We start from the raw sequence: 20,373 nt of genomic DNA, 5'->3' as shown, positions 1-20,373 counted from the left end.
GTCGCCTCTCCAGCGCCGCCTTCGCGACGCGGCTCTATTATTACGCTTGCACGCTGCGCTTACCTTTGCTGTTTGGCCCATCCTATCAATGAGCATCGGTCACAGGCAGTAGGTGTCGGTGGGGTACGGGGGTAAGAAGCCGTATGCGGGAGTGTGTGTGTGTGTGCAATAGCCTCCTCCTCGCAAATGGTCTCCAGCCGAGCCACTGCTTTCCCTCATGGAAAAAACACGTCGCCATTTTCGACATAGCGAGGCCAGGGGGTGCTCGTTAACCTGCGCTCTCCAACACAGGAGATCGTTACATGAACCAGAAGAACCCTCAGCACCACACGCAACAAAATCAACGCTCTGACGCGCTGAATACCAATCGAGGTACCACGGGATCAAACAAGACAAATGACCACGTAAATGGGAATCGCGGCAAGCAATTAAACCCGAACCAGAAGTAAATTCTCAACGGGCAAGGACGCCCACACAAGGACGAAAAGATGGACAGACTTTACACCTCACCAACGCTAGGCGATGTGGTGAAATATCTGGTTGACGCTTCTGGAATCATGCCTAGAAAAGCTCGCGATCGATTGGACAAGACTGAGTTTGACGAAGTCATGGCCAAAACTTACCAGAAGCGTATGCAGCGACTGGCCAAAGAAGACTGCGACCTGCAGCGAACAATGGATGAAATCCTGCAGCTCCATGCCGATGCCCTCTGCCGTTATATCCGCTGCCCTTTCCGTGCTACACAGATGAGCGAGCTGCTTAGTGATCTTTATGAGTCGTACACCACGATGATCAAGACGCAAGGCACGTTCATGACAAAAGCCAATACCGTGCGTTATTTTTTGACTACCCACGGGATCGACGTGGCAGTGCGATCCCTTGCTAGGGAGTGGATAAGGTTTCAAGGGTATATCTACGCATCAGCACAGCCACCAGAGCCGTTTTGGTTCTTGCCGACAGAGACTGGTGAGAGTCTGGTGACGCCACTCGATAAGGTGCTTGCATGGGCCCATGCATCGTGCGGAAAGAGTCTGGCGACATTTCATTACCCTGTTGGGGTCGATGACCCGGCCCATAAGCTCAAGCGCAATGAAAAAGCCGCCCGTAGCTGGACGAGCGCGAAGCGACCGCCGTCTTTACCCGTACTGGTTAGAAACCTTGATGAGTCCTTCGAAGCTCAGGCTGCCGAGGGTAAACCTGTAGACCCCGAGCTTCAGAAGGCGATCGTGACGTGCGCAACCATCGCCCGAATGACCACATGTATTGCGTTAGACATTCGAGACGCTTTTGGGCACGAGTACCTGCGAGAGGTTATCGGCCAGATTCAGCTTTACGCAGGCTGGATTAGCACTGAGATCCACGAGTACATGGTCAATCTGGCAGAGGAAGTCTTGAAGCAAGATCCGCATAGCAAGCCCCAGACCAGGGTGGATCTAGGTATCAAGATGGCTCCTGGTTTTTGGGCGTTTTTCGAGTCTAAACGAACCATGGCCAAAGAATTACAGCGGCCGCACATGGATGAAAAAGGAGGTGTGCCAGCACCAGTCATCGTGTGGACGGAGGCTAGATATGGAGCCTACGCCGCAAGACTTCATCTAGACATAATTTCACGCTGGCAGCTGCGCAAACCTGCAAATTTGGACACCTATGTAGAAAGCGCTCTCGCGATCAAAAAAAATCCACAAGCTACCTTGAACGATGTAAATCGATTCTGCGACAGAGCGGATTATGCTGAAGTGGCCGCGCGCTTGCCTTGGATTGCCCATTGGCTGCGCGGGGTCGCGTGCTATCGGACTGGTGATTACGAAGCGGCCTCCACACATTATGTTCGTGCTTTCGAGCACGCCAAATACAGTGCCGGTGAGATGCAATACCTTCTGGTGAATCAGTACCTAGAAGTGATGGCCAAAAACAAACGGTGGCTGCCATTCAAGCAAGGCGCTCAATGGGCATGCTTCTTAGGAATCTCGATTCGATACCTAAGAGACAAAGAGCCCACAGAAGAAAATATGCGAAACGCCTTCGGCATTCTGGGTCTCACCCAGATGCAATATACGAGCTTGTGAATTCGCACGCCCTGAGCTCGAAAAAACGTGTCAGCCCTTTGGTTGGCACACACCGCTCGTGACGGACAATGGCCGTATTGCCGCTGCCCGGGCAAGGCATGTGAAGGCTTGGGGTCGAGCCGGGCTTAAGCCCGAAGGAGCGATAGCCGTAGTAGCTTTAGCTCCACAGCCTAACAAGTAGCCAGAACGCCCCACTCCATTCTGCTAAGAAGATCAAAGACGGCCTTCGTTTCCATCCTTGTCCTCAACATTTCCAAAGGGCGTTTCGAACCAGCCCATGAACGGTGGTACTCGTCCATTCCGCTGCAGTGTCGATATGCCTCTTCCTAGGAGGTGAGATGTAAAAACGATAGGTGACGGAGCGTCATCTACAGCCTGAGGAATCATCGTTTGTACCAGCTATAGCTCTGAAATTTAATCCATCGCAAACAACTAACAATAACTCGCAAGGATGTGAACTGCGATGGAGCAGATCCAAACATGACCCCTACGTATTCCCTATTGACCCTAGGAGCGTCAATCCTACTGATCGTAGTCCTGATCGGTAAATTCCGTGTCCATCCGTTCCTATCCCTCATCGCAGCAAGCCTGCTAGTGGGGATTGGGACAGGAATGGCCCCAACAGCAATCGTCTCGGCTTTTGAGAAAGGCATGGGCAGCACGCTAGGTTTCCTTGCCGGCATCATCGGTTTAGGCAGCATTCTCGGCAAGCTGCTTGAGGAGTCTGGCGGCGCCAAACGCATTGCTACCACGCTCTTGAGAGTGCTGGGTGAGAAGAATGCCTCTTGGGCGATGATGCTGGTCGGCTTCATTGCAGGTATTCCAGTTTTCTTCGAGGTCGGATTTGTCCTCCTCATTCCACTGATCTATGTCGTCGCCCGTCAGACCAGGATCAACGTGCTGTATTTGGGAGTACCGTTGGCCATCTCACTGATGGTTGTCCACTGCATTCTCCCTCCGCATCCAGCCGCCACTGCGATTACAGGCATGCTAAATGCCGACATCGGTAAGGTGATTCTGTACGGACTTATCGTCGGTTTGCCAACGGCGGTTATTGCCGGGCCCATCTGGGTGAAGCTGACCTGCACTCGGGAGTCCCCTGAGGGGCAAGCTCAGTTTCTGGCTGCCCGTAGCGAAGCGCTCATCGACGACAGTAAGGCACCAAGCTTCGGTATGGCGATGGTGACGGTGCTTCTGCCGTTGGCACTGATGGTAGGCAAGACACTTGCTGCACCTTTGCTAATGAAAGGTTCAATGACGCTTGAGTGGGTTTCGTTCATTGGCAACCCGCTGATTGCTCTCGCGCTGTCGATTTGCTTCGCGTACTGGTCGCTTGGCCTGCGACGTGGACTTGGCATGGGCGCCTTGCTCAATCTAACCAACCGCTGCTTCCCGCCGCTAGCTGGCATTCTCTTGATTATCGGAGCCGGCGGCGCGTTCAACGACATGTTGGTAGGCAGCGGTATTGGGAAGGTTCTGGCGGACGTGCTAGGGCAGTCCCAAATCAATCCGATCATTTTGGCATGGCTGATCGCTGGGTTAATGCACTTCGCTGTTGGTTCCGCCACGGTCGCCATGATTAGCACCGCTGGCATGGTTCTGCCCATCTTGGGTCAGCACCCTGAATACAGCCCTGAGATACTTGTTATCGCCATCGGTGCAGGCGCAATCGGCTGGACGCATGTCACTGACTCTGCGTTCTGGGTCGTAAAAGAATACCTGGGTATTCCCTTGTCTGAGGCCATCAAAAAATTCACTGGCGCCACCGTGCTCGCCTCCTCTACCGCGCTGGTATTTACGCTAATACTTTCCAGATTTGTGTGATGAACCTTCCCTCTTCACCTACAACTTATCGAAAGGAAGTTCCTATGATTCAAGGTAAAACACTAGACGCCTGGTATGAAAGCCATCCCATTATCAAGGAGCTGGTCTCACTTCAGGAAATCACCTGGTTCAATCCAGCTATTGCATCGGTGTCCACCGCACTTGGGGATGTAGGCCTGAACCATAACGACGTCAAAGATGCCAGTGAACGCCTCCGCCGCTTCGCACCCTACATCGCCAAGGTGTTTCCAGAAACGGCAGCGGCGGACGGGATCATCGAGTCCGGTATCCAGCCACTGAGAAAATTTCAGCAAAGGCTTCTGAGTGAAGCCGGCCTTCCGGACGTCGGTTCTCTGTGGCTCAAGAAAGACAGCGATTTGCCTATCTCTGGCTCTATAAAGGCGCGAGGGGGTATCCATGAAGTGCTCAAACACGCTGAAGACCTCGCCCTGCAAGCAGGGTTGATCAAGCTGGACGATAACTACGAGGCATTGGCCAGCGACTCCGCACTTGAGTTCTTCAGCCGCTACAAGATTGCGGTCGGCTCCACGGGCAATCTTGGACTATCCATCGGCATCATGAGCGCCAAGCTAGGCTTTCAGGCAACTGTCCACATGTCGTCGGATGCCCGCCAATGGAAGAAGGATAAGCTACGGGCCAGTGGTGTGACTGTGGTCGAGTACGAGTCCGACTATAGCGTTGCGGTCGAAAACGGGCGCCTGCAAGCCGAAAAAGATCCTGCCTGCTACTTCATAGACGATGAAAACTCGCCACATCTGTTCCTGGGCTATGCGGTTGCAGCCGAGCGCCTGGCTCGACAGTTCGAATTGGCGGATGTACGAGTGGACGCCGATCATCCTCTCTTCGTTTATCTGCCCTGCGGTGTTGGCGGAGGCCCTGGAGGCGTTGCGTTTGGATTGAAACTTGCCTTTGGCGATGCAGTGCACTGTGTTTTCGCAGAACCGACCCACTCCCCATGCATGATGCTCGGGGTTTATACCGGACTGCATGACGAGGTGAGTGTTCAGGACTTTGGCATCGACAACGTCACCGCAGCTGACGGGTTGGCTGTTGGCCGCCCCTCCGGCTTCGTAGGAAAGGCGATGCAGCGACTTATCGATGGTTACTATACCGTCACGGATGAAGAGCTTTATCGCCTGATGTTCCTGGCCCACGAGCTTGAAAATGTAAAACTGGAACCATCGGCTTTGGCAGGTGCGCCAGGCGTTGTGCGGGTACTCAAAAATAAGAAGTATCTGGAGCGCATCGGTGTCTCTACCGCTAAGTTAGCCAACGCAACGCATTTGATTTGGGGAACAGGCGGAAGCATGGTACCCGCCGCAGAGTTCACTACCTACCTTGATAAGGGCCGCGCTCTGCAACATCCTCCGCAGTAACGACAACGCATCGTTCGTCGACGGCGGTTGACTTGAAGGGGTACAGCAATGCCAGAACTTGGTCTTACGAAAGCTTCGAAGCTTAACGGAGCCCATCTGTCCAACCTGCATACTTTTCTCGTCGCCGCCCGCCATCTCAGTTTCGCCCGCGCAGCGCAGGAACTGTGCCTGACCGCTAGCGCAGTAAGTCACCGGATAGCTCGTCTGGAGGAGGAGCTATCGCTCAAACTTTTCCACCGTTTGCCTAGAAAGGTCGAGCTGACCGATGATGGTGAGCGGATTTTCAAGGTCATGCAGCAAACCATGGATAAGTTATCCGAGGCTGTGCAGGAGCGTTCGCACGCTCAGATTGAAGGGCAACTGTGCTTCTATGCCAGACCTTCGGTAGCACAGTGCTGGCTGGTTCCGAGGCTATCCGATTTCACTGCACGCTATCCAGGGATTCAACTGGATGTTCGGGTTGGCAATGAACCGATCGACTATCGAACCCGACGTATTGACTTGGTGCTTTGCTATTCGAACGGTGAGCACCCTGGCCTTGAAAGCGTTCGACTGATGCCAGAGCGAATTGCGCCAGTGTGCAGCCCAGAATACGCCGAGGCACATGGTCTGGTAGGACATCCCGAGCGCCTGTCGCAATGCACTGCACTGCATGATGTCGCGGCGTGGGACAACATTTCGTTCGATGCGGAATGGCGTCTATGGCTTGACGCGGTTGGCGAGCCCACCGAACTCCCCAGTCGCTTCATGACGTTTGACCGCTCGGATTTGAGCACCCTGGCCGCAATCAATCATGCAGGTGTGGCGATTGGCCGGGAGCAACTGGTTCGCAAACGAATTCAGGATGGCGAACTCGTACTTCCGTTCGGTGGATTTAGAGAAGCAGTTAACTATGGCTACTACCTAGTTCATCCTACTCACGAAACGATGCCCAAAAGGCTTCAGGTGCTGATCGATTGGCTCATCGAGCAAACGGATAATTGAAACGTTGAGACTGCGTGTAGCTGAACATCTGAGTCCCGCTCTTTGAACGCTTGTCGCTCCAACACTCGATCAACTCATTAGTTCTATCAGGAACTCGTGAGGCTTTGCTGAGCACAATTCTACGAGTGTGTTGGCACCAACGCTGAGTTGACCTACGTGCCGACGCTAGCCTGACCCAACTCCAATCAGCAAAATTCCAGCACAGGAAACGGTTTGCGAGGAATCAGACTGGGTCAGTGGCATCTCGGTAACTGGATCAATTTGGCGTCGGCGCCAACAACTTCCCCTTGCCGGGTGTGTAGAGGACTTTCACCTCCAAGTCACCAGCGAGGCCACCACAGCCAAGCTGGTTGCGCTTGCGCGCAACGCGCCATGCCTGGCGCACCCATAAAAAAGGGCCCTCACGGGCCCTTTTGTACTCAAATCAAAATCACTTCGTCAGCCAAAACTCGACGGTGTCCGTCCGTTCTATCCGATCTCGTGCTGCTACGCTGTACGCTTCCACGGAGGAATCGCGATGTCCAACGCAGACCTGCTCCCTTCCCTACTCTTCAAGATCAATCAAAATCAGCTGGCTCTCGAAGCAGCAATCATGGAGCTAACGCTTTGGGTTGAACAGCACGGATCAGCGGAGGTCGCCGACAACGTTCGTGGTGCTTTGGACACAATCAGCAAGAACGAAGAGTTCATCAATATGACGCTTGCGGTGCTGATGACGCCTGAGTGAGAAGCTCACCAGCGTATAGATCAGCAGGGCCCATCGGCCCGAAGGATCGAGCTCCTCGTTGACGCCACTTCATACCGCAGCTTAACTATGGGCACGCCCATCAGTACCCGGCCTTGCGAAACCATGGCCGGGTCTCATTATCAAACGACGACACGATCACGCCAGCTTATACCTTCGAGTGTGCCGATAGCAGGTTGATACTCACACCCAACCCACCCTGTATAAGAATGTGAATTTATCAAATCAAGAACTCTAGCTAGGTTCAAATTACCGATATTTGGCTCATGCCGTCCTGGGTATCCGGCAATCTGTAAATGGTCGGATTGAGGAAGAAGGAGATCGAGGCAAGCAAGAGGATCCAACCGTTCCATCGCTGCATGATAAAGATCCAAGATCAGGCCTAGCCCTTCAAGTCTCTGCGTCCAGCTGACGGCTCCCGCCAGTGTCCGAATGAAATAGCCTGGCACTGAATTTTGATTGATGGCTTCAATCACAACCTTTACGCCATGACGTCCAGCCTCCTCGATGGCCCAGCGCATGTTGTCGTCAAACTGCCCCCCTGATACAGCGTAATTTTTCTGCTCAACCACTCCAGATAGCACGTGAAGCAGTGGACTTCCTCCTTCGACGGCATATTCAAGTCCCCGGTCAAAATCCTCACGAAAGTCCCTAGCCATTCCGGACTGAGCAGCTAGCCCTTTACTACCAGGTCGTAGAGGAACTGTTGCCAATACTTGTTGAAGGCCTGTGCGACGTAAAGTTCCAGCTATTTCTGCTGCCGCCATGTCGCGAGGAAAACTGAACTCAACAGCCTCAAAGCCAGCGTCCCGTGCGGCGCTAAATCGATCCTCGAAAGACCATTCGGTGAAGAGCAAGGTGAGGTTCGCTGCATATTTGATCATTGAGTTAATCAAGCCATCGTGTTTTAGATGCACAACGAGTGCGGATTCAGCGCTACTGAATCCGCACTCGTATTTGGAAATTACGCTGTTTCAGGAAGGGATTTTGGCTTGAGCAGAAAGTGCGCCAATGCCGGAACCAATACCAGCGCGCCCACCATGTTCCAGATGAACATGAACCCGAGCAAGATGCCCATATCAGCTTGGAACTTGATAGGTGACAGCACCCAGGTGAGGACAGCAATGCCCAGCGTGATCCCAGTCATCACCACCACTTTCCCCGTGGAAAGCAGGGCCAGGTAGTAAGCATCCGACAGGCTTGAGCCATTTCGCAGATTGGTGAGTGTTACGCTGAGGATGTACAACGCGTAGTCCACACCAATACCCACCCCCAAGGCGATCACGGGCAACGTCGCGACCTTCACTCCGATGTTCAGCCCCACCATTAATGCTTCGCACAATATGGAGGTCAGCATCAGCGGCAGAACCGTACACACGACCGCACGCCAGGATCTGAACGTAATGAAGCAAAGCGCGATGACAGCGGCGTACACCATGAACAGCATCTGCACGTTCGAACGCTTCACCACGATATTGGTAGCCGCTTCGATGCCGGCATTGCCTGCCGCATTGAGGAACTGGATCTGATCCGAGTTATGGGTCGCCGCGAACTGTTCGACGGTTTGAACCACGCTGGTGAGCGTGTCTGCCTTGTGATCCTTCAGATAGACATACACCGTCAGCAGATCGCAATTCTGGTTGAACAGCTCTCGCGGCGCTCGGGTGATGATTGCATTCAACAATCCCTGGTTACGGGGTATCTCGTACCAGGTCATGCTGCCTTCATTCATGCCGGCAGCTGCCTGCTTACTCAGCGCTGCTAAAGACGTCGTGGATACCACACCCGGCAACTGCTGAAGCTGCGCTTCCAGCGCATCGACTGACACCAAGGTTTGGTAATTGGCGCAATAGTATTGGGGCGTTTTTACCATCACAACATACTTGTCGCTACTGGCGGAAAAGTTACTGACCATGAAGCGGTTATCGCTGTTGTAACGCGATTCAGGACGCAGTTCCGGTGCCCCGGGATTCAAATCGCCGATCTTCACATGAAGGCTCACCGCAAAGCCTGCCACTCCTAGAATCACGGCGACAATGATTGCTCCGCTAGCCCACTTGCGTTCGGTGAATCGATCCAGAAAAGCCCAAAATGGATGGCGGGTGTGATGAGTATCTAGCTGCGAGAACTTGTCGTTCGCCGCTTCACGCTGTGCAGCGGCTTTGCTGACACCTGTGTATGACAACAGAATCGGTAGCAGAATCAAGTTTGTGAAGATCAGCGTCAGAACGCCAATCGTCGCGGCAACAGCTAGATCCTGAATGACTGGAATTTTGATGATCATCAACACGGCAAAACCTACGGCGTCCGCCACCAGTGCCATCAGCCCAGTCAAAAACAAACGGCGAAAGGTGAAACGTGCGGCCACGAGCTTGTCGGCTCCGCGCCCAATGTCCTGCATGATGCCATTCATTTTCTGGGCGCCATGACTCAATCCGATCGCAAACACCAGGAACGGGACGAGGATCGAGTATGGATCGAGATCAAACCCCAAGGTGGGCAGTAATCCCAGTAACCAAACAACCGCGACAATCGAGCACAGCAACACCAACAATGTGCTGCGTACGCAACGGGTGTACCAGAACAGCACGATGCCGCAAATTATCAATGTCGCGGCGAAGAACAGCTGCATCTGCCGCATGCCGTCAATCAGATCGCCCACCACTTTGGCAAAGCCAGTGATGTGGATTTTGATGTTATCGGTTTCGTACTTGGCTCGGATCTGTTCGAGCTGGCCAGAAAGAGCGTTGTAGTCCAGAGGTTTGCCGTCGTCCGACGTAATGTCCTGCAGAGGTAACAGTACGATGCTGGATTTGAAATTGGAGGCTACAAGCCTACCTACTTCGCCCGACCGATCAACGTTTTGCCGAACCTGATCAAGACTCTTGGCAGAGCCATCGTAATCGTCAGGTATGACTGGCCCGCCATCGAAACCCTCTTCAGTCACGCCGATCCAACGAGTTGCCGGAGTCCACAAAGACTTCATGTATGAGCGGTCGACGCCGGGGAGTAGAAACACCTCATCGTTGATTTTCTTGACCGTCTCGAGGTAGGCAGCATCAAAAATACTGCCTTGTTTGGCCTCAACCGCAATCCTCAAAGTGTTGCCACCCTCCCCCAACTGTCCCCGGTTTTTCAGGTAGTTCTGCACATATGGGTGATCTGTTGGGATCATTTTTTCGAAGGCGGCATTAAGCTTCAGGCTCAATGCCTGATAACCCAGTATCAAACTGAGCAACACGCAAATGCCCAAAATGATGCTGCGATTATTGAATAGAAGCCTTTCAACCAAGGTGCCAGACGAAGGATCGAAAGCATCTGGCTGAGGGATGGTGTGATGCTCCGCAGAACGTGTATAGCTATTCATTGATCGTGCTCCGGCAAGTCCACTGCAACTGCGGACGAAAGCATGCCGCGCGCACTACTGATGATCAGGTTGCCGTTCGCGGCTTGTGCCATGCCTGTGAAATAACTGGGTTGAGCAATTTGGAGGACAGCTGCTTTGGCATTGCCATCTGCGAATCGCAACACTCTTCCCGACTCATCGGTGAGCAGCACCGATCCATCGGCAAGACGCAACCCACTGGTCAAAGTGACGGGCTGTAAGGTGTCGAGGGGCTGCCAAGTATCGCCGCGATCCTTAGACTCAAATGCTTTGCCGCGAAGCCCAAATGCCACAATGGAATTGCTGTTTGTCGCTTGGAGCCCGAAGGTCGTTCCCTCGTAAGGTGATGTCAGCGGCTCGAAGGTTTTTCCCTCGTCACTTGACCGAAACAGAGTGCCCTGTTCGCCGGCAATGAAGAGATCCCCTCCCACCCGTTCGATGCTGTAGAGATGCAATCCGTTTGGGTTATCGATACGAGAACGGATCGACTGCCAGCTGAGCCCGCCATCATGGGTGACAAACGCCAGACCGTAAGCGCCCACCACCAGTCCGTTTTTGGCGTCCAGAAAGAGCGTATCGAGCAGCGGTTTGTCGGGGCCATCGTCCACGAGTTGCTGTGCTTGAGCTAAACGCTCTTGCATCTTTTCAGCGTCGTCGGAACCTTCAGTTGCCTGCTTGGCTTCCTGGAGTTCGATTTCGGCCGCTTGGACGCCATCCAGTTGCTTGTTCCAGCTCAGTCCGCCATCTCGAGTGTGTAGAACGACGCCAGCATGCCCGACGGCCCATCCTTCGACATCGTCGATGAACCGAACCTTGACCAGCGTCACGCTGACAGGGGAACCAACTTGTGACCAGCTAACGCCATTGTCATCGGAAACAATAATGAACCCGCGCTCGCCCACAGCTACCAAGCGATGCCCCGCCCGCGCAACGCTGAGCATGACCGATTGAGCCGCCATTGAACTGATTATCGATGGCTGCATTGGCAAGCCATCGGTTTGTGCGGATGCTGAAGTGCTCAGGAACGCCGCCACGACCGACGCGCCCAACAACAGTGCCTTGAGCGGAAGACCTGAGTTTAACCTTAGTGTTTGATTACTCATTTGTGAGCCTCGATGATGCGTTTCCTTGGACACCGCGTCAGTGACCCAGCGTCCAAGTAACCCATGTGTGAATTAGCTGTTTCGAGGCTCAGCGCACTGACCCTGACGCTACCGAGTTACCGGTAAAGAAGTTCTCGGGCTTGCGCGGAATTACGCTATAGGTTTCGCCGTTGAGGCTTTGCACGACGCTGTACGTCTTGGCTTGCAGGTTGTAGATCACCACCGGTTTTACTACTACTGCTGGGATCGAAGGGACAACAAAGGGAAGCACCTGGGAGACGCGCCACAGTTTGCCCTCGGCGTCGTAACCATCCGCCAGAGAGACCGTCCAACTATCTTCATCGATGAAGAATTTGCGTTTAGGTACTGCATGGCGCTTGCCTGGTGCAACAGTGGCCTCAAGCTCCCAGACACGATGGAGTTCCCAGCGCACCTTGTCTGGATTGAGGTGGTTAGCCACGAAAGCGTCGTCACGTTTTTCGGCATTGAACTTGTTGTCGTTGTACGGGATGTACATTTCTTTTTTGCCAACGAGCTTCCAGTCATAGCGATCCGGATGGCCGATGAAGCCATGCACTTCATCAAAGTAGTTAGCTCCCGACGCTACAAAATCGGGTGTGTCATAGCCGACAGTGGGAGCACGGCGCACTCGGCGCTGGCCTACCAAATACTGCCAGGCCTCACGTGGTTCTTGCACATTGATACTGTCGTGAGTCACCAGCGACTCACCAGCCTTAAAGGGTGGCTCGTTGGTCAAAAAGCGCAACAGCGCATATTGTCCCGACCATTTATCTGCACTGCCGTCTTTGTAGTAATACGGATATTGCCAATTTTCGACGCCACGGCTTGTGAGCGTGCGGGTTCCGTCAGCATTACCAATGACGTTGGCATACCCCATCTGAATGGATTCTGCCTCTACACGCAGCAGAAAATTCCAGATGACCTCATTACCTGTTTTCGGAATAGGAAACGGAATTCCGCCGTAACAGCCCTCTACTGACAAACCGTTGCTGGTCGTTTTGCAACGAGTCGCGTTGGCGAACGTGTTCTGATAAACGCTATCAGGTGCTGCGGCAGTACGGTGGGTCGGGTATACATCCAAATGGAAAGTATCGGGATATTTGGCCAGTAAGGCTTTCGTGCCTTCGCTCAACTTGTCCGCGTATTGCCCAGCGTTTTTGGCAGTTATCTGCAGCACCGGCTTCTCGCCTGGGAACGGATCCGCCGGCATATCGCCCAACTTTGCCCCTGCCACTTCCTTGGTCAACCCGCCTGTCCAGGCGGGGATGGAGCCGTCAGCATTTCCTGCTTTTTCGGCGCCCATGGGGGTCAATGTGGTCTTGAGCTTCGCCGCCTCTTCAGGGCTCACTGCCGCGAATGCGGTGCTGGCACACATTGAGATAGACAGGGTGGAAAGCAGCAGCAATTTAATTTTTGTCATTATCAGGGCCCGCCTTTACTTTGCTTAAAAGGTTCGCTGGATCGAGAACGCCACGAAGTCTCTGTCTTTCATGTTTTGCTGGTAGGTGAATGAGTTGGAGGAGTTGATGACAGGCCCCGCTTCGCCAAAGAAATTGGTGTAGCTCAGGGACGCATACCATTGCTTCTTGTAATCAGCCTTGAGACCTAGTGTCAGATCCCCACCATGCTCAGGGCCAAATGCTTGAGGTGTGACTGAAGAGCGCCCGGACGGGTTGTAGCCAATGGTGATTGGGGCTTGAACGTCGATCCCAGGAAAGACTTGGAAGTACTGAGGCTCAAAGGTGAACCGCAGTGCGAAGGCATCACGCGTTGTGTTGGGATCCAGCTGATCGGCATTCTTTGTCACACTCAACCGACGGTTGAATGCAAGCTCGCCGATGAGTGAGGCACCATCCCAAAGTGCCGATCCGCCATACACATTGACCATCGACACTTGGGCATGCCACGAGCGACCAATGGGGTAAGCCGGCTTGGAATCGTTGTCAGATTCCAAGCCGGTAATAATCGTTCCACCAACACCTGCCAGCGGTGTATCGACCCGGATTGACGTCTCACCCGCAATGTTCGCTTCACCGACCAAGGTACTGAAACTTGCGCCAAAGACCTTAATATCCTCGGGATAAACGTTGACGAAAGTGTCATCTGCTCCAGGCACCAAAGCTGCTGGTCGGAAGTAAAACACCGGAGTTTTTTCGTGGTACTTAGCCGCGTAGAGACCAAACTCCCAGTCTTCGATAGCAAATTTCAGTTGAGCGCCAAACTGGCCTGAATCCTTGGCTTCAATGTCCTTGCCGTGAAGTAGCGCACCCGTGGGGAAAAATACACGCTCGCCTCCTTCGCCGACAAAATCCGCGCCGCTGAAGTAGCTGCCCGCCGCAGGAAGACGAGTTTTGTTCCACTCAAATTGGTAGTAAGCGCCGACACTGACTGTATCGTTCAGCTGCCAGTTACCTGACACCTGTTTGGTGGGCATCAGGATCTCCTTGAACTGGGAACCGGGGACGGACTGAAGCTTCACCAGATCGACAGTGGACTGCGCGTTAGCGATACCGTTGGCCCCGAAAAATAGACTTTCGCCATAGATTTGCGTGAACTGCCCCAACCGCCCAGACAACGAAGTGCTGCCGATCTCCTTAGAGCCGTAGACAAACGCATCGAGGATTTCGGTATTCTGTTCATGGATGCGGCGGGTGTCGCTGGTGAACTCATCGTGATCGACGCTCACGGAGTTGGCGGTACTAGGCGAGTCGTTATCATTGTCGTGGCTGTAAACAGTGTCGTACCAAGAAGCAGCACTGAGACGCGCGCCGACGTCCTTGTACTTGATGTCAAATTCGGACAAGACATCCAGGCGATTGGAGATGAGCCCGCGATCAAAATTTCGGTCGCCGTCGTCCAGGTTGGGATTACTGTTGGAAGTGCCTGGGCCAACCGCGACCTTGTGATCAAGTTTGTTTACACGCCAGGCGTTGCTGTACTTGATCGTGTTGTCCCAAGTCGCCGAAAGATCGGGGTTACCTGTGTCGATCTGAAAGGCTTGCGATGACGTTGAGAGGCTCAGCAATACCATTGCGCTGACCGCGCAGGCAATGCTGGAAACCGGCAACGGGCAGAGCCGTTGGTTGGCTATTTTCATGAAGATGTTCCTGTTTTTTTGTTTTTGTAAAAAGGTCATCCACTCACAGCATTGGCTGCGAATACATCAGGGTGCTGCGTAACGCTCTGAGCTCCTTTCTTACCCGCCTTATCGTTCTTGATGGACGGCCAACGCTTGTAAGCCGGCCTCCACAAGGACGATGTCCAGTTGCGACTTCAACCCGCTTACGGCGACCCCACCTACGACCTCACCCTCGACAAGAATCGGAAGCCCGCCTTCGATCGGAAAGACGCCGTGAATCATCCAAGCGCCTACCCGGCCAGCCGCGACCATCTCCTCGAAAAACTTGGTGGGCCGGCGAGTGAGCGCGGCGCTGCGGGCTTTATCAATGGCCGTTTGGACAGACGAGACGGATGCGCCATCAAGCCTTCTGAACGTCATTAAGCAACCCGCCTCATCGACCACGGCCATGGATACCTTCCAGCTCTCCTTGGTGGCTTTTTCCATGGCCGCCATGAGCATCAATTCAGCGTCTGCCAACTCGAGAACCTGCTTCGTTTTCATCACACGCCTCTGAACCTTGAGTTCGGGATCGATGTAAGCCAATACAACAATGCGTAAAAGTACATTTGATGCACTCGACATATCTTTGTGCACAAAACGTAATCCTGAGCAAATTTAAAGTCAAGAAGATTCTCGAGGGCAAGTATTCCGTTGCGCAGATACGGGCGAGATTTGAAGAAGGCATACGGTGCCACCCGGTTGGGGGCTCAAACGACGGCACGTTCAGGAGGTAAGGAAAGAATCGGGAAGGGATACAGGTGGACGCTGCAGAGGTAGAAAGCAAATTAGAGCGTTCGGCAGAGTCGCTTACTATTTTACGCTTGCAGCGCGGGGAAATTTATGCGCAATTCGGGCACTAGCCATTTGCACCAAATGGTGTTTTGCGCATAAAATCCGTTTAATGCAAATTCCAGGAAGCTCCGACCATGATCACCTCCCCCGGCAGTCCGCTAATCGATGTCGCGCTGACGAAGATGAAAAAAGCGATTGTTTGCTGCGAACTGGCCCCGGGCGAAAAACTCAAGGTTGCCGAACTGTCCAAAACCTATGGGCTTAGCAGCTCCCCCATTCGTGAAGCGCTTAATCGACTGACCCAGGACGGTGTCGTAGAAGCCAGCGACAACAAGGGGTTCAGGGTCGCACCGATCTCCACTACCGACTTCCGCGACATTACGCGGATGCGCTGCCTGCTTGAGTGCGAAGCGCTAAGTGATGCCATCCAGTTTGGCGACGATGCCTGGGAAGCCGATGTACTGGGTGCGTTTCACCGTTTGAATCTGATTGAGAAAAAACTGGGAAGTGGCGTACTCGCACTCGACGATGAGTGGTCTACCCGGCATAAGGCCTTCCACTTCGCGTTGTTTGCGGCATGTCCATCACCGCTGATGCTAAAGATGATCGACTCTCTATTCGACAGAGCAGAGCGCTACAGGCGCTTTTCCGCCAAGCAGCGGATCACTCCAAGACATAAAGGAAATGAGCATCAAGAGTTGATGGATGCTGCTCTGGCACGAGACTCAAAAGCTGTGACGCTCTTACGCGATCACATCCAAAACACCTTGGGTCGAACCGTAGAAGCCATCGAGCGTCAACAAGCTACGCTTCAGTAAATCATCGACCTGCCACGGGTTTCGGGTTTCCGGCTCGATGACGTTGTCACGCGTCATCGACAGCTGCATTTAACGTATCCCACAAAAAAACCCTTCACCTCGCAACTGCTTTCGTGGGCAGTACGAAGCAAAGGGCGTACTGCTCCTTACAAGGTTATCGCTTGCGCAAACCTGATCGTCTTATCGCAAGCGCCGCCACTATTCTGCAGAGCCTGTTCAGGTTCTTTGCACCACAACGCAAGCTCCATGCCCTCAAGCATCTCCATCGCCCAGGCGACAGTGACTGCCCCGCCGTAAACGTAGTGATCCGGCCGCACGATGACCACATTGCAGCCACGACGCTCCAGCCATTCGGCCAGCACGCCGTCAACCTCTTCGTAATCATCAACAGCGCGTGTGCCAGACTGTTGGGAACTGACTAACCGAACGACCTGGATAGGCAGACCTTTCAGCGATTGGCTACTTCGCAGACATCTTAATAGCGCGCTGGCGTCGAACCCTGGCGCAATGACCACTCGAAAGGACTGTCCGGTAAACTCATCCAGCAGTGCCTTCTTGCCGGCATGGTTGATGACCATCGGTTGCGGAAACAGCTCACCGGCAGGCGGAACATGGGCGATAAAGCCTTGGTTCAAACCAGGAATCAGCGATTGCCTGATGGTGCCTCCCGGATTTTCCGTCATTTGCTGGATCAAGCGCGCATCGCGGATCGCTGCTTTCTCGCTGTCACGCTCGCAAATCACCCCGCCGAATTCTTTTGCCGCCATCGTGGTTTGGCGGACATGAGGAATGCGTTCGGTCTGGTAGGTATTGAGGAACGCCGGAGCAGCCAAGCCTCCTTTAACCAGCGCCAGTTTCCAAACCAAATTCAATGCATCGCGAATCCCTTGGCACATGCCTTGTGCCAGAAAGGGGGGCGTCATGTGCGCTGCGTCCCCGAGGAAAAACACCCGGTCGGACTTCCACTGCTCCAGAATCAGTGCATGGAATCGGTAGGCAGACGCACGCCACAGCTGATAGTCGCCCTCAGGTAACCAGCGGGCGATCAGCTTTTTGATCGCTTCGGGTTGTGAGATTTCCGTCGGCTGTTCGTCAGGGTTAATCATGAATTCCCAACGTCGATGCTGACCCGGCCCGACGACGAAGGTACATGGCCTGGCCAACTCGCAAAATTGCACGTTGGTCTTTGGTAGATGCTCGCCCGCCCCTTCGTTGAGGATTACGTCAACCACGAGCCATGGCTCGTCGAAGGCTAGATCCTCCATTTTCAACCCTAGACGGGTACGGATTGGACTGGTGCCTCCGTCACACGCCAACACATAGTCCGCAGTGACTGTGCGCTCGGTTCCATCCTTGGCCTGGATGCGAACAACCGCCTGTGAACCTTTGGAATCTACCGACAGAACCTCTGAACCGAGTTCCACGGTGACCGACTTCATATCCGCAATTTTACTGCGTAGGGCGCGCTCGACGGGGGGCTGTGAGAAGACATAGTTAGGCGCCCAACCCAGCGGATAGGGAGGTTTGGCGGCATCAATGCGTTTGATCAACTGAGAACCAGTGGTACGGTACTCCGAAGGACGATACGGCATGACATGCTCAGCAATGTCATCGGCCAACCCAATGTTGCCGAACACACGCATCACTTCGTGATCAAAACCCATAGCCCTAGGGTTGGTGTACACCGTCTCGGACTTATCCACGACGAGAGCGCTTAGCCCCCACATGCCGGCGAGATTTGCGCACAGAGCACCCACTGGCCCCATTCCAACAATGATGACATCGTAGTCCATCGTCAACTCCGCTTTTTGTTTTTCTCTACTGCGACTTCTGGTTGATGAGCAGACTTTTGCGCCCCCATCAACCAGGCTTCAACGACCACTGATTGGAGCAGGCTATATAGCCCTTCCAAATGTCATTAGCCGATACGAACGCGCTGCTCTTCGATCTTCGCCCGTATGGATTCCTTCCATTGCTCGCGAGTCTGGAAACCGGGACGGCGCTTACACATAGCCTCGGTCTGGGCGAGGATAGCCTCAGTCGGCATCTCGAGATCCAGCGGTTCCTTGCAAGGTTGTGCGGTGTAGAACGGCGCATCGACATACATTTCGATGGGATTGCCTTCAGGATCTTTGAAGTACATCGACCAAGCGTTGCCGTGATCCACCTGTGCAATCCCTTCAATTCCGCTTTTCTTGGCGAATTGATAGTACGTTTTCAGGTCGTCGAGGGAGTCCAGGAGAAACGAAAGCTGATTGATCGGGTTGAACGGTAGGTCGACTGGTTTTCCGTCAAAGAGAACGACCTGATGATGTAACTCAGGGTTCTGAGTCATGAAGAACAAACGGTGACCTGTAGAAGCGACCCCCTTGTCACTTACGATGAAACCCAAGGTGCGGCAGTAAAAATCAACCATCCGGTCGAGGTCTTCGCAAAACACACCGGAGTGGGTGAAATTGATTTTAGGTAATGCGGACATTTGGAGCCTCCAATTTTTATGATTGTGTAGAGGGCAACGCTTAGACTTCGTCAATAACACCATTCGACAGCGTGCCAATCTCAGTAATCACCACTTCAAAAACATCACCAGGCTTCAGAAAAATCGGTGGATTGCGTTTGAAGCCAATGCCGCTCGGAGTACCAGTTGCCAGAATATCTCCAGGGTTCCATGGAAGCGCTTTCGATACATACGAAATCAAATGAGGAATGTCGAATGCCAGCTCCGAAAGGCTGCCTTCCTGCAGTTGCTCGCCGTTAAGTACCCCCCGCACAACCAGCTTTCGGTAGTCTGAAATTTCCGATGCCGGAACGAGCCAAGGCCCCAGAGCACCCGTTTTTCTGAAGGTCTTACCCATACCGTACTGGTGCGTATGGAACTGCCAATCGCGGACGCTGGCATCGTTGAAGCAGGTGTAACCCGCAACGTGATCCATCGCGTCCGCCGGATCGATATGTGCACCACCCTTCCCGATCACAACCGCCAATTCGGCCTCGAAATCAAATTGCTCTGAGACTTGAGGTCTAACCAGTGGTTCGCCGTGGGGCAAAAGAGTTTCGGCGAAACGCTGAAAAATCACTGGAAACTCGCCGACCTTTCGGCCCGCCTCTTCAGCGTGAGCAACATAGTTAATGCCTACGCAAATCACCTTTCCAGGATTGGGTATCACTGATTCCAACTGGATACTCGAGAATGGGTAGTCAGGCTGCGCAGCATCAATAATCTTGCGCGCCTCCTGAAGCAAGGACGGGTTGCTCAGAAAAGTCGCGAGATCTGGCACTTCCGAGAAACGGTTGGTCAGTTCAACCACTCCGTCACCGGCCACGGCACCGAAATGGGCTTCTCCTTCTTTACGGTACGAAATCAGCTTCATCTTGCCTCTCCTATTTTTGTGCATAAAAACTAACTTCTTGCACCATACATCATTAAATGCATAATGCAAAAGGCCGGCTTAAAAAAATAGCGAGCCCATGAGGCTCTCGGTTCTGGAGGTTACGCATGTCGCTTGTGATGGTTCGAAAGGTCAAGCTGGACGTTGAAGAGGTATTCCACGAGGGCGGGCCTCGTTTGTCAGCCCCGCTGCGGATTGCAGTAGCCACGGCGGTGGTCGCCAATCCTTACGCAGGTAAGTATGTAGAAGACTTGCTGCCGTTTATGCAGGAACTGCGAGCTTTAGGCGCAGAGCTTTCGGAGCAACTGATCCATACCCTGGGCGGAGCTAAACACGTACAGGCATATGGCAAGGGCGCAATCGTTGGTGAAGACGGTGAGTTAGAGCACGGCGCCGTATGGCACGAAGCAGGTGGCTGGGCAATGCGCGAAGCGCTAGGCAACCCGAAGGCGATCGTCCCTGCGGCCAAAACTATTGGCGGCCCAGGCTGCCGAGTGATGATCCCACTAGGGCATATCCAAGCTGCATACGTTCGTAGCCATTTCGGCGTTGCTGAAATGACTGTATGGGATGGCCCTCGCCGTGGCGAAATTGCCTTTGGCCTAGCCATGGCTACAGGCGGACGGATACATGCACGATTGGGCGGTCTCGCTGCCTCCGACGTAAAGGGCGAAGACGGACTGCGTTAGTGCCTTAGATTTGAAGCGTGCTCCAAAGGTTAGATACCA

17 protein-coding genes are annotated in these 20,373 nt (G+C 53.6%); 8 read left to right on the top strand and 9 right to left on the bottom strand.

Annotation, left to right across the window (positions count from 1 at the left end; all coding sequences use genetic code 11):
• Positions 1–302: 302 nt before the first annotated feature.
• The 6 genes from KGB03_RS30945 (at position 303) to KGB03_RS30920 (ending at position 6,998) form a co-directional block, all read left to right on the top strand.
• A complete protein-coding gene (locus KGB03_RS30945) occupies positions 303–449 on the top strand; it encodes a hypothetical protein (protein WP_218534787.1) in 147 nt (48 codons plus the stop codon).
• Positions 450–488: 39 nt separating this feature from the next.
• Entirely contained in the window at positions 489–2,066 is a 1,578-nt protein-coding gene (locus KGB03_RS30940; RefSeq protein ID WP_218534786.1) for a hypothetical protein, read from the top strand.
• A 480-nt stretch (positions 2,067–2,546) separates the two neighbouring features.
• The gene (locus KGB03_RS30935; RefSeq protein ID WP_223530937.1) at positions 2,547–3,890 is read left to right on the top strand and encodes a gluconate:H+ symporter; all 1,344 of its coding nucleotides are present in this window, start codon (positions 2,547–2,549) and stop codon (positions 3,888–3,890) included.
• Positions 3,891–3,934: 44 nt separating this feature from the next.
• On the top strand, positions 3,935–5,287 hold the full coding sequence (locus KGB03_RS30930; RefSeq protein WP_223530935.1) for a D-serine ammonia-lyase: 1,353 nt from the start codon (positions 3,935–3,937) through the stop codon (positions 5,285–5,287).
• Between the two features lie 48 nt (positions 5,288–5,335).
• On the top strand, positions 5,336–6,271 hold the full coding sequence (dsdC, locus tag KGB03_RS30925; protein ID WP_218534782.1) for a DNA-binding transcriptional regulator DsdC: 936 nt from the start codon (positions 5,336–5,338) through the stop codon (positions 6,269–6,271).
• A 517-nt stretch (positions 6,272–6,788) separates the two neighbouring features.
• Positions 6,789–6,998, top strand: a complete 210-nt coding sequence (locus KGB03_RS30920) for a hypothetical protein (RefSeq protein WP_223530933.1) — start codon at positions 6,789–6,791, stop codon at positions 6,996–6,998.
• Positions 6,999–7,138: 140 nt separating this feature from the next.
• Here the strand turns inward: KGB03_RS30920 and KGB03_RS30915 are convergent, their stop codons facing one another.
• From KGB03_RS30915 to KGB03_RS30890, 6 genes are all read right to left on the bottom strand, one after another.
• On the bottom strand, positions 7,139–7,900 hold the full coding sequence (locus KGB03_RS30915; protein ID WP_218534781.1) for a hydroxypyruvate isomerase family protein: 762 nt from the start codon (positions 7,898–7,900) through the stop codon (positions 7,139–7,141).
• A gap of 80 nt (positions 7,901–7,980) precedes the next feature.
• Positions 7,981–10,383 (bottom strand): efflux RND transporter permease subunit, encoded by a 2,403-nt coding sequence (locus tag KGB03_RS30910; protein ID WP_218534778.1) that lies wholly within the window; start codon positions 10,381–10,383, stop codon positions 7,981–7,983.
• Positions 10,380–11,504 carry a WD40/YVTN/BNR-like repeat-containing protein gene (locus KGB03_RS30905; RefSeq protein ID WP_218534771.1) on the bottom strand — a complete coding sequence of 375 codons (1,125 nt, stop codon included), beginning with the start codon at positions 11,502–11,504 and terminating at the stop codon, positions 10,380–10,382. Before KGB03_RS30905 ends, KGB03_RS30910 begins: the two co-directional genes overlap by 4 nt.
• A gap of 88 nt (positions 11,505–11,592) precedes the next feature.
• Complete coding sequence (locus KGB03_RS30900; RefSeq protein WP_223530931.1) at positions 11,593–12,945, bottom strand: DUF1329 domain-containing protein; 1,353 nt, start codon at positions 12,943–12,945, stop codon at positions 11,593–11,595.
• Between the two features lie 24 nt (positions 12,946–12,969).
• Entirely contained in the window at positions 12,970–14,622 is a 1,653-nt protein-coding gene (locus KGB03_RS30895) for a DUF1302 domain-containing protein (RefSeq protein WP_223530929.1), read from the bottom strand.
• 108 nt (positions 14,623–14,730) lie between these two features.
• Positions 14,731–15,240 carry a GlcG/HbpS family heme-binding protein gene (locus KGB03_RS30890; RefSeq protein WP_218534768.1) on the bottom strand — a complete coding sequence of 170 codons (510 nt, stop codon included), beginning with the start codon at positions 15,238–15,240 and terminating at the stop codon, positions 14,731–14,733.
• 332 nt (positions 15,241–15,572) lie between these two features.
• Between KGB03_RS30890 and KGB03_RS30885 the strand changes: the two genes are divergently transcribed.
• Positions 15,573–16,256 (top strand): GntR family transcriptional regulator, encoded by a 684-nt coding sequence (locus KGB03_RS30885; protein WP_218534767.1) that lies wholly within the window; start codon positions 15,573–15,575, stop codon positions 16,254–16,256.
• Positions 16,257–16,402: 146 nt separating this feature from the next.
• Here KGB03_RS30885 and KGB03_RS30880 read toward each other — a convergent pair whose 3' ends face one another.
• The 3 genes from KGB03_RS30880 to KGB03_RS30870 form a co-directional block, all read right to left on the bottom strand.
• On the bottom strand, positions 16,403–18,049 hold the full coding sequence (locus KGB03_RS30880) for a bifunctional 3-(3-hydroxy-phenyl)propionate/3-hydroxycinnamic acid hydroxylase (protein ID WP_223530928.1): 1,647 nt from the start codon (positions 18,047–18,049) through the stop codon (positions 16,403–16,405).
• A gap of 125 nt (positions 18,050–18,174) precedes the next feature.
• On the bottom strand, positions 18,175–18,735 hold the full coding sequence (locus KGB03_RS30875) for a VOC family protein (RefSeq protein WP_218534764.1): 561 nt from the start codon (positions 18,733–18,735) through the stop codon (positions 18,175–18,177).
• Positions 18,736–18,775: 40 nt separating this feature from the next.
• Positions 18,776–19,627 carry a fumarylacetoacetate hydrolase family protein gene (locus tag KGB03_RS30870; RefSeq protein WP_218534762.1) on the bottom strand — a complete coding sequence of 284 codons (852 nt, stop codon included), beginning with the start codon at positions 19,625–19,627 and terminating at the stop codon, positions 18,776–18,778.
• Between the two features lie 125 nt (positions 19,628–19,752).
• Here KGB03_RS30870 and KGB03_RS30865 point away from each other — a divergent pair, with 125 nt between their 5' ends.
• Positions 19,753–20,334 (top strand): amino acid synthesis family protein, encoded by a 582-nt coding sequence (locus KGB03_RS30865; RefSeq protein ID WP_218534761.1) that lies wholly within the window; start codon positions 19,753–19,755, stop codon positions 20,332–20,334.
• Positions 20,335–20,373 lie beyond the last annotated feature (39 nt).

The organism is Pseudomonas sp. BF-B-26 (assembly GCF_019956495.1).
Lineage (GTDB): Bacteria > Pseudomonadota > Gammaproteobacteria > Pseudomonadales > Pseudomonadaceae > Aquipseudomonas.
This window is presented reverse-complemented; position numbering and strand designations above follow the sequence as displayed.

Bases quoted from the DNA above. Each gene is read 5' to 3' on its own strand.
- KGB03_RS30900 (WP_223530931.1), bottom strand. From the start codon at position 12,945: ATGACAAAAATTAAATTGCTGCTGCTTTCCACCCTGTCTATCTCAATG.
- KGB03_RS30915 (WP_218534781.1), bottom strand. From the start codon at position 7,900: ATGATCAAATATGCAGCGAACCTCACCTTGCTCTTCACCGAATGGTCT.
- KGB03_RS30935 (WP_223530937.1), top strand. From the start codon at position 2,547: ATGACCCCTACGTATTCCCTATTGACCCTAGGAGCGTCAATCCTACTG.
- KGB03_RS30895 (WP_223530929.1), bottom strand. From the start codon at position 14,622: ATGAAAATAGCCAACCAACGGCTCTGCCCGTTGCCGGTTTCCAGCATT.
- KGB03_RS30875 (WP_218534764.1), bottom strand. From the start codon at position 18,735: ATGTCCGCATTACCTAAAATCAATTTCACCCACTCCGGTGTGTTTTGC.
- KGB03_RS30880 (WP_223530928.1), bottom strand. From the start codon at position 18,049: ATGGACTACGATGTCATCATTGTTGGAATGGGGCCAGTGGGTGCTCTG.
- KGB03_RS30930 (WP_223530935.1), top strand. From the start codon at position 3,935: ATGATTCAAGGTAAAACACTAGACGCCTGGTATGAAAGCCATCCCATT.
- KGB03_RS30920 (WP_223530933.1), top strand. From the start codon at position 6,789: ATGTCCAACGCAGACCTGCTCCCTTCCCTACTCTTCAAGATCAATCAA.
- KGB03_RS30865 (WP_218534761.1), top strand. From the start codon at position 19,753: ATGTCGCTTGTGATGGTTCGAAAGGTCAAGCTGGACGTTGAAGAGGTA.
- KGB03_RS30870 (WP_218534762.1), bottom strand. From the start codon at position 19,627: ATGAAGCTGATTTCGTACCGTAAAGAAGGAGAAGCCCATTTCGGTGCC.
- KGB03_RS30910 (WP_218534778.1), bottom strand. From the start codon at position 10,383: ATGAATAGCTATACACGTTCTGCGGAGCATCACACCATCCCTCAGCCA.
- KGB03_RS30945 (WP_218534787.1), top strand. From the start codon at position 303: ATGAACCAGAAGAACCCTCAGCACCACACGCAACAAAATCAACGCTCT.
- KGB03_RS30940 (WP_218534786.1), top strand. From the start codon at position 489: ATGGACAGACTTTACACCTCACCAACGCTAGGCGATGTGGTGAAATAT.
- KGB03_RS30885 (WP_218534767.1), top strand. From the start codon at position 15,573: ATGATCACCTCCCCCGGCAGTCCGCTAATCGATGTCGCGCTGACGAAG.
- KGB03_RS30905 (WP_218534771.1), bottom strand. From the start codon at position 11,504: ATGAGTAATCAAACACTAAGGTTAAACTCAGGTCTTCCGCTCAAGGCA.
- dsdC (WP_218534782.1), top strand. From the start codon at position 5,336: ATGCCAGAACTTGGTCTTACGAAAGCTTCGAAGCTTAACGGAGCCCAT.